Below are 8,257 nucleotides of genomic sequence, written 5' to 3'. Positions count from 1 at the left end.
GGAGGGGAGAGGGAGAAGGTGCCTCTACCCCCGGATTTTCCGCCTCATATTGCTCCGCCACCTCGACCTGATCGGCACTCAGCGGCGCAACCTTCACTTCATCGGTCACCGGCTCCAGCGCAGGCGCTTCCGATGCCGAGAAATCGCCCTCGGTCTCGATCACCACCAGCGCCGCGCCGATCGACACCTGGTCACCGACCTCGCCCGCCAGTTCGATCACAATGCCGGACACGGGCGATTCCATTTCGACCGTCGCCTTGTCGGTCATCATGTCGGCGATCTGCTGGTCTTCCTCGATCCGGTCACCGACCTTGACATGCCAGGTGACGATTTCGGCCTCGGAAATGCCTTCGCCGATATCGGGGAGTTTGAAGGTGAAGCGTGCCATTACACTAGATCCGTTCGTTTCGAGCGAAGTCGAGAAATTTGGTGCCGCGCAGGTGTCTCGACTTCGCTCGACACGAACGGGAGGGACAAAAGCCCCATTATGCGTCCTTCATGATCTTCTTGAGCGCCTCGCCGATACGGACGGGGCCCGGGAAATACGCCCATTCCAGGCTGTGCGGATATGGCGTGTCAAAGCCGGTCACGCGCTCGATCGGGGCTTCGAGATGGTAGAAGCAGCGCTCCTGCACCAAGGCCGACAGTTCCGCGCCAAAGCCGCTGGTGCGCGTGGCTTCATGCACGATCATGCAGCGCCCGGTCTTCTGGACCGACGCCTCGATCGTCTCAATGTCGAGCGGCACCAGCGTGCGCAGATCGATCACCTCGGCATCGACCCCCGCTTCGGCGATCACCGACAGCGCAACATGCACCATCGTGCCATAAGCGAGAATGGTCAGCGCTTCGCCCGGGCGCACGACCTTGGCCTTGCCCAGTTCGATCTTGTAATAGCCGGTCGGCACGTCGCCCGCCGGATGCTGCGACCAATTCTGCGTCGGTCGGTCCCAATGGCCGTCGAACGGGCCGTTATAGATGCGCTTGGGCTCGAAGAAGATCGTCGGATCATTATCCTCGATCGCCGCGATCAGCAGGCCCTTGGCGTCATAGGGTGTCGACGGGATCACCGTCTTGATGCCCGAGACATGGGTGAAGATGCCCTCGGGGCTCTGGCTGTGCGTCTGCCCGCCAAAGATACCGCCACCGAACGGGGAGCGCACCGTGATCGGCGCGGTGAATTCCCCGGCCGAGCGATAGCGCAAGCGCGCCGCCTCGCTCACCAACTGATCGAGCGCGGGGTAGATATAATCGGCGAACTGGATCTCGGGCACAGGCCGCAAGCCGTAAGCCCCCATGCCGACCGCGACACCGATGATGCCGCATTCGGTGATCGGCGTATCGAACACGCGGGTCTTGCCATATTTGGACTGCAAGCCCGCCGTCGCGCGAAACACGCCGCCAAAATAGCCGACATCCTCGCCCATCACGACGATATCGGGATCGCGGTCCATCATCACGTCCATGGCGGAATTGATCGCCTGGATCATGTTCATGCGGGTGGATTCTGGAGTGTCGGTCATGCTGCTGCACCCGCCGCGACAGCGGCTTTAAAAACCTTCTTCGTGCCTTTGCGGCTTTGTGCGAAAAAAATTTGCTCGCACGAAGACACAAAGCCACGAAGGGAAGAAGAGGGATTGGCTGCGCCGCCGTGGTGGCCACGCATCACTTGCGTGCCCATGGACGACCGCTGGCGGTTTCTTCGGCGATCATCTGCGCCTGCTGCTCGCGCAAATGCCACGGCATTTCCTCGAACACGCCATCGAACAGGCTGTCGAGCGGCTGGTGCAGGCCGTGGCCGAGCACGCCGTTGGCCTCGGCTTCCTTCTGCGCGGCCTTCACCTGCTCGGCGAGGTCCTTGTCCTGCGCCGCATGACGCTCCTCGTCCCATTCGCCGATCGCGATGAGATGATCCTTCAACCGCGCAATCGGGTCGCCCAGCGGCCATGCCGTCGGTTCGCCGGCCGAGCGATATTGCCCCGGATCGTCCGAGGTCGAATGGCCTTCGGCGCGATAAGTGAAATGCTCGATCAGCGTCGGCCCCTGGTTGGTGCGCGCGCGCTCCGCCGCCCAGGCGGTGGCGGCATAGACCGCCAGCGCGTCATTGCCGTCGACGCGCAGCCCGGCGATGCCATAGCCGACCGCGCGCGCCGCGAAGGTGGTCGATTCCGCACCGGCGAAACCCGAAAAGCTCGAAATCGCCCATTGATTGTTGACGACGTTGAAGATCACCGGCGCGCGGTAGACGCTGGCAAAGGTGCAGGCCGAATGGAAATCGCCCTCGGCGGTCGATCCCTCGCCGCACCAGGTCGCCGCGATGCGCGTATCGCCCTTGGCCGCGCTCGCCATCGCCCAGCCGACCGCTTGGGGATATTGCGTCGCCAAATTGCCCGAGATCGAGAAGAACCCGGCTTCCTTGACCGAATACATGATCGGCAATTGCTTGCCGTGCAGCCGGTCGGCGGTGTTCGAATAGATCTGGTTCATCATGTCGACCATCGACCAGCCGCGCGCGATCAGCAGGCCTTGCTGGCGATAGGACGGGAAGCACATATCCTCATAATCGAGCGCAAAGGCGGCGGCGACCGCGACCGCTTCCTCGCCCGTACACTTCATATAGAAGCTGGTCTTGCCCTGGCGCTGCGCGCGGAACATGCGCTCGTCGAACGCGCGCACCAGCGCCATGCTGCGCAACATCGCCCGCAGCATATCGGGCGACAGGCGCGGGTTCCACGGGCCGACCGCCTGGCCGTTCTCGTCGAGCACGCGCACCATTTGATACGCCAGATCGGTGAAGCTGTCGGCCCGGTCGGCAGTATCGGGGCGTCGCGTTTCGCCCGCCGCCGGAATCGCGACCTGGGTGAAATCGACCGTGTCGCCCGGCCGGAATTTGGGTTCGGGCACATAGAGCGACAAAGGCGGCAAATTGGGCTTCAAATGCGCAGGAACGCGGTCGCTTGCCATGATCTCTCCAAACGGGGCGTGCGCTGTACCAACGCTCGGGCACGCGGAAACGCTCTTTCGAATCGTTGTTATAAAATTTCGTGGGCTTTGGCGAGAGGGGCGAAGGCGGGGAAACGACGGACCGTCCCAATTGCGATAAGCGGCCGCTTGACTCAGGGCTTACAAACGGAACAAAATAGGAACGAACCTATTTGCGAGTCGTGGCCGTGTCCTGTCCTGCCATCCCCTCCTCGGCCATCATAGCCGAGCTTCGCGAAAGCCTGAAGAAGGTGGAAGGCGACGGGCTGCGTCGTCGCCCGGTGCTGCCCTTCGGAATCGGGGCGATCGACGAGAAACTGGCGCCCGGCGGGCTCCGGCTCGATTCGCTGCATGAGATCGCCGCCGCCAGCGCCGCACCGTCAGACGATGCCGCCGCCACGCTGTTCATGGCCGGAATCGCGGCGCGCGCCTGGGGGCCGGTGCTGTGGGTGGTGCGGCGGCGCGATCTGTTCGCGCCCGGACTCTACCAGGCCGGGCTCGCCCCCGAGCGGCTGATCTATGCCGAGGCGGCCGACGATGCCGAATTGCTCGCCTTGATGGAGGAGGGCCTGCGCCACCGTGGGCTCGGCGCGGTGGTCGGCGAAGTGAAGCGCGCGGCGATGCCCAATACGCGGCGGCTGCAACTGGCGGCCGAGGGCGGCAAGACGATCGCCTTGCTGCTCAAGCGCCATGCCCGCGCGGCGACCGATAAAGGCGGCGGCAACCCGCTCGCCGTGCCCTCGGCGGCGGTGACGCGGTGGCGCATCGCCGCCGCCCCGTCCGCCCCGCTACCGGTCGGCGCGGCGGGAGTCGGGCGGGCGCGCTGGCAGGTGGAGCTGGTCCGCCAACGCGGCGGCGAACCGGCCGACTGGACGATGGAGGCATGCGATGAAACGGGTCGCCTCGCTCTACCTGCCCGACTGGCCGATCGAACGGCTGGCGCAGGCCGAGCGTATCGCCACGCCGCCTGAAGCAGCGCCGGTCGATACCACCCCGCTGAACGCCATCGCCGCGCAGGAACAGGCCGTCGCCTGTTCGGTGCTGCGCGGGGGTGGCTGGCGTCCCGGCGCGCGCTGGGCACGGGTCGAAGGTGCCGATGCGCGCCCGCGCGACCGTCGCGCCGGGCGCGTGAGCGAGGCCGCACCGCATCCGGTCAAGGCGATGCCGCCCGATGAAGGGCGCACGCCGGTGCGCGATCCCCGCGCCACACCCCCTTCTGCCTCCCCTCCCTGGAAGGGAGGGGCCGGGGGTGGGTCGGCCGATAGCAGCCCGTCCGCCCGCTTACGGGCCGACCCACCCCCTACCCCCTCCCTTCCAGGGAGGGGAGCAGTCCCCCGCATCACCAGCCTCCAATCCGGCAACGCGCTCATCATCGCCGCCGCATGCCCTGCCGCGCGTGCGCTCGGGCTCGCGCCCGGCATGGCGGTGACGCAAGCGCGGGCGCTGGTGCCCGGGCTCGACATCCGCCCCGCCGACCCGGAGGGCGACCGCGCCGCCTTGCTGCGCCTCGCCATGCTTGCAGCCAGGCGCTGGTGCCCGGTGGTGATGCCGTCGGGCGACGATGGGCTGTTCCTCGACATCAGCGGCACCGCGCATCTGTTCGGCGGGGAGGCGCGGATGGCGCGGCGGATCGTGGCGCTGCTAAAGCGGCACGGCTTCACCGCGCGTGTTGCCGTGGCGGATACGCCGGGTGCGGCCTGGGCGCTGGCGCGCTATGCCCCGCAAATCTGCCCGCCCGGCGCGCACCCTGACGCCCTCGCCCCGCTGCCGACCGCCGCGCTGCGGCTCGAACCGCGCGCCCGCGACGTGCTCAAGCGGCTGGGGATCGAGACCATCGGCCAGCTCGCCGCCGTGCCGCGCGCCCCGCTCGCGCGCCGGTTCGGCAGCACGCTCATCGCGCGGCTCGATCAGGCGTCGGGGCGGCTGGCGGAACCGCTCGATCCCGTCATCCCGCCCGAAGCGATCGGCGTCGTGCAACGCTTCGCCGAGCCGATCGCCACCGCCGAGGCGATCGCGCATTGGCTGGGCGTGCTGATGCCGCGCCTCGTCACCGCATTGGCCGAAGCAGGGCTCGGCGCGCGCGTGATCGATCTGGTCGCCGACCGTATCGACGGTGTACCGCAGCGCCTGCGCATCGGCCTCGCCCGCCCGACCCGCGACGGCGCGCATCTGTTGCGGCTGATCGTGCGCCGGATCGAGGAAATCGCGCCGGGCTATGGCATCGATGCGCTCGCGCTTCACGTTCGCCGCGCCGATCCGCTTGGCGCTGAACCCTTTGCCGAAACGCTCGAAGACCGCCCGCCCGATCTCGCGCCGCTGATCGACACGCTCGCCAACCGCATCGGCATAAGCGCGCTGTGGCGCAGCGTGCCGGTCGAAAGCGACGTGCCCGAACGCTCGGTCGCCGCCGCCCCGCCGCTCGATCCACCGCCGCGCGCCGCGCCCAAAAGCAAGCCCGACGACGTCCGCCAGCTCGATCGCTCGCGCCCGCTACACCCCTGGGATGCGCGCTGGCCGCGCCCGGTGCGGCTGTTGCGGCGCCCCGAACTGCTCGACCATGTCCTCGCCGAATTGCCCGACCAGCCGCCCAAACGCTTCACCTGGCGCGGCATGGCGCACCGCGTGGTCCGCGCCGACGGCCCCGAACGCATCCTCGGCGAATGGTGGAAGCGCGGCACCGAGCGGCACAGCGTGCGCGACTATTTCCAGGTCGAGGATGACGCCGGGCAGCGTTTCTGGCTGTTCCGCCGCGGCGATGGCGAGCGCGGCGAAACCGGCGATCTCGCCTGGTTCATGCACGGATCGTTCGGGTGACGTGGTGCGAGCTCCAGGTGACGACGCATTACAGCTTCCTGCGCGGCGCGTCCTCGCCCGAGCATCTGTTTCAGGCGGCCGTGCTCGCCGGGATGCCCGCGCTCGGCATCACCGATCGCAATTCGGTCGGCGGCGTGGTGCGCGGGCTGGTCGCGGCCGAGCAAATGTCGGCGATCCGCCCGATTCGCCTCGTCGCGGGCTGTCGGCTCGATCTGGTCGATGGCACATCGGTGCTGGTCTGGCCCGAGGATCGCGCCGGCTGGAGCCGCCTCACCCGGCTGCTGACGCTCGGCAAGGGCCGCGCCGATCCGCAAAAGGGCGAGAAGGGGCAGTGCTTCCTGCATTGGGAGGATGTCGCGGCACATGCCGAGGGGCTGGTCGCCGCGCTCGTCCCCGGCCTCACCGAAACCTTTGCCGAAGACGACCAGGCCCTGCGCTGGATGGCGGATGTGTTCGGCACGCGCGGCCATCTCTGCCTGACGCAGCATCGCCGCCCCGGCGATGCGCAGCGGCTCCACACGCTCGACGAACACGCCCGGCATTTCGGCCTGATCCCGCTCGCCACGGGCGACGTGCTGTATGACGTGCCCGAGCGGCGGATGCTGCAGGACGTCGTCACTGCGATCCGCCATCGCTGCACGATCGACGCGCTCGGCCATGCCCGCGAACGCAGCGCCGACCGCCATCTCAAAGGCCCTGCCGAAATGGCGCGCCGCTTCAAGCTGCACCCGCGCGCGCTCGCCGCCGCCGCCGCGATCGTCGAACGCTGCACCTTCAGCTTGCGCGAATTGAAGGACCAGTATCGCTATCCCGACGAGATCGTGATCAGCCAGCGCACCCCGCAGGAGGCGCTGGCGGCGATGGCGCGCACCGCGCTCGCCGAGCGCTTCGACGGCACGCCCCCACCTGCCTACACCAGCTTGCTCGAGCACGAACTCGGCCTGGTCGCGCATATGGGCTATGCGCCCTATTTCCTGACGGTGAATTCGATCGTGCGCTATGCGCGCAGCCAGGGCATTTTGTGCCAGGGGCGCGGATCGGCGGCGAATTCGGTGATCTGCTTCGTGCTCGGCATCACCTCGATCGATCCGGTCAAGCACAAGCTGTTGTTCGAACGCTTCATTTCCACCGAACGCCACGAACCGCCCGACATCGACGTCGATTTCGAACATGAACGGCGCGAGGAAGTGATCCAGTGGATTTACGACACCTATGGGCGGAACCATGCCGCGCTCACCGCCGTCGTCAGCCGCTATCGCTCACGCGGCGCGGTGCGCGAAGTCGGCAAGGCGCTTGGCTTGCCCGAGGACATGACCGCAGCGCTCGCCTCGCAAATCTGGGGCTGGTCGAATGACGGCGTGCCCGAGGAGCATGTCGCCGCGCTCAACCTCGATGCCAGCGAGCCGCGCCTTGCGCTGACGCTCGACCTCGCCACGCAATTGATCGGCACGCCGCGCCATCTGTCGCAGCATCCCGGCGGCTTCGTGCTCGCGCATGACCGGCTCGACGATCTGGTGCCGGTCGAACCCGCCGCGATGATCGATCGCCGCGTGGTCGAATGGGAAAAGCTCGATATCGAGGAAATCGGGCTGATGAAGGTGGATATCCTCGGTCTTGGCATGCTCGGCTGCCTGCGCCGCTGTTTCGATCTGCTGCGCGAGCATAAGGGCATCGACCTGCGGCTCGACAGCGCCGAGATGCAGGAGGATGATCCCACCACCTATGCGATGATTCAAAAGGCCGACACGCTCGGCACCTTCCAGATCGAAAGCCGCGCGCAAATGTCGATGCTGCCGCGGATGAAGCCCGCAGAGTTTTACGACATCGTAATCCAGGTGGCGATCGTCCGCCCTGGGCCGATTCAGGGCGACATGGTCCACCCCTATCTCAAACGCCGCGAGCAACGCCGCATCGGCAAGGTCGACATCCAATATCCCAGCCCGAAGCTGCGCGAGGTGCTGGAAAAGACGCTGGGCGTGCCGCTGTTCCAGGAACAGGCGATGCAGGTCGCCATCGTCGGTGCGGGTTTCAGCGCGGGCGAAGCCGACCGGCTCCGCCGCGCGATGGCGACCTTCAAGATGACCGGCGGCGTCGGCAAACTCCGCGATCCGCTGATCGAAGGGATGCGCGCCAACGGCATCAGCCAGGATTTCGCCGAGCGGCTGGTCAAGCAGATCGAGGGCTTTGGCAGCTATGGCTTCCCCGAAAGCCACGCGGCGAGCTTCGCCAAGATCGCCTACGCCTCGGCCTGGCTGAAATGCCACCACCCCGACATCTTCTGCGCGGCCTTGCTCAACGCCCAGCCGATGGGCTTTTACGCCCCCGCCCAAATCGTCCGCGACGCGCGCGAACACGGCGTGCGGGTGGTGCCGGTGTGCGTCAACCGGAGTGATTGGGACGCAACCCTACTCCCTCTCCCCGCAAGCGGGGAGAGGGTGGCCGAGCGAAGCGAGGTCGGGAGAGG

At 67.2% G+C, this 8,257-nt stretch carries 6 protein-coding genes; 3 read left to right on the top strand and 3 right to left on the bottom strand.

What is annotated here, in order from left to right; genetic code table 11:
* From ON00_RS21235 to ON00_RS14370, 3 genes are all read right to left on the bottom strand, one after another.
* Positions 1-388 (bottom strand): biotin/lipoyl-containing protein (locus tag ON00_RS21235; protein WP_010406886.1); only part of this gene is annotated, 388 nt, incomplete at its 3' end.
* Between the two features lie 97 nt (positions 389-485).
* Positions 486-1,493, bottom strand: a complete 1,008-nt coding sequence (locus ON00_RS14375) for an alpha-ketoacid dehydrogenase subunit beta (protein WP_010406884.1) — start codon at positions 1,491-1,493, stop codon at positions 486-488.
* A gap of 169 nt (positions 1,494-1,662) precedes the next feature.
* Positions 1,663-2,961 carry a 3-methyl-2-oxobutanoate dehydrogenase (2-methylpropanoyl-transferring) subunit alpha gene (locus tag ON00_RS14370; RefSeq protein ID WP_010406881.1) on the bottom strand — a complete coding sequence of 433 codons (1,299 nt, stop codon included), beginning with the start codon at positions 2,959-2,961 and terminating at the stop codon, positions 1,663-1,665.
* A gap of 269 nt (positions 2,962-3,230) precedes the next feature.
* Here ON00_RS14370 and ON00_RS14365 point away from each other — a divergent pair, with 269 nt between their 5' ends.
* The 3 genes from ON00_RS14365 to ON00_RS14355 form a co-directional block, all read left to right on the top strand.
* Positions 3,231-3,950 carry an ImuA family protein gene (locus tag ON00_RS14365; RefSeq protein WP_010406879.1) on the top strand — a complete coding sequence of 240 codons (720 nt, stop codon included), beginning with the start codon at positions 3,231-3,233 and terminating at the stop codon, positions 3,948-3,950.
* Positions 3,868-5,793 (top strand): Y-family DNA polymerase, encoded by a 1,926-nt coding sequence (locus ON00_RS14360; RefSeq protein WP_010406877.1) that lies wholly within the window; start codon positions 3,868-3,870, stop codon positions 5,791-5,793. Before ON00_RS14365 ends, ON00_RS14360 begins: the two co-directional genes overlap by 83 nt.
* A partial coding sequence (locus ON00_RS14355) for an error-prone DNA polymerase (RefSeq protein ID WP_010406875.1) occupies positions 5,790-8,257 on the top strand: 2,468 nt, incomplete at its 3' end. The genes ON00_RS14360 and ON00_RS14355, both read left to right, overlap by 4 nt.

Origin of the sequence: Sphingomonas echinoides ATCC 14820, assembly GCF_000241465.1 — a bacterium.
GTDB classification, from domain to species: domain Bacteria; phylum Pseudomonadota; class Alphaproteobacteria; order Sphingomonadales; family Sphingomonadaceae; genus Sphingomonas; species Sphingomonas echinoides.
Note: the sequence above shows the minus strand (reverse complement) of the source record. Positions and strands in the feature narration are given on the sequence as shown.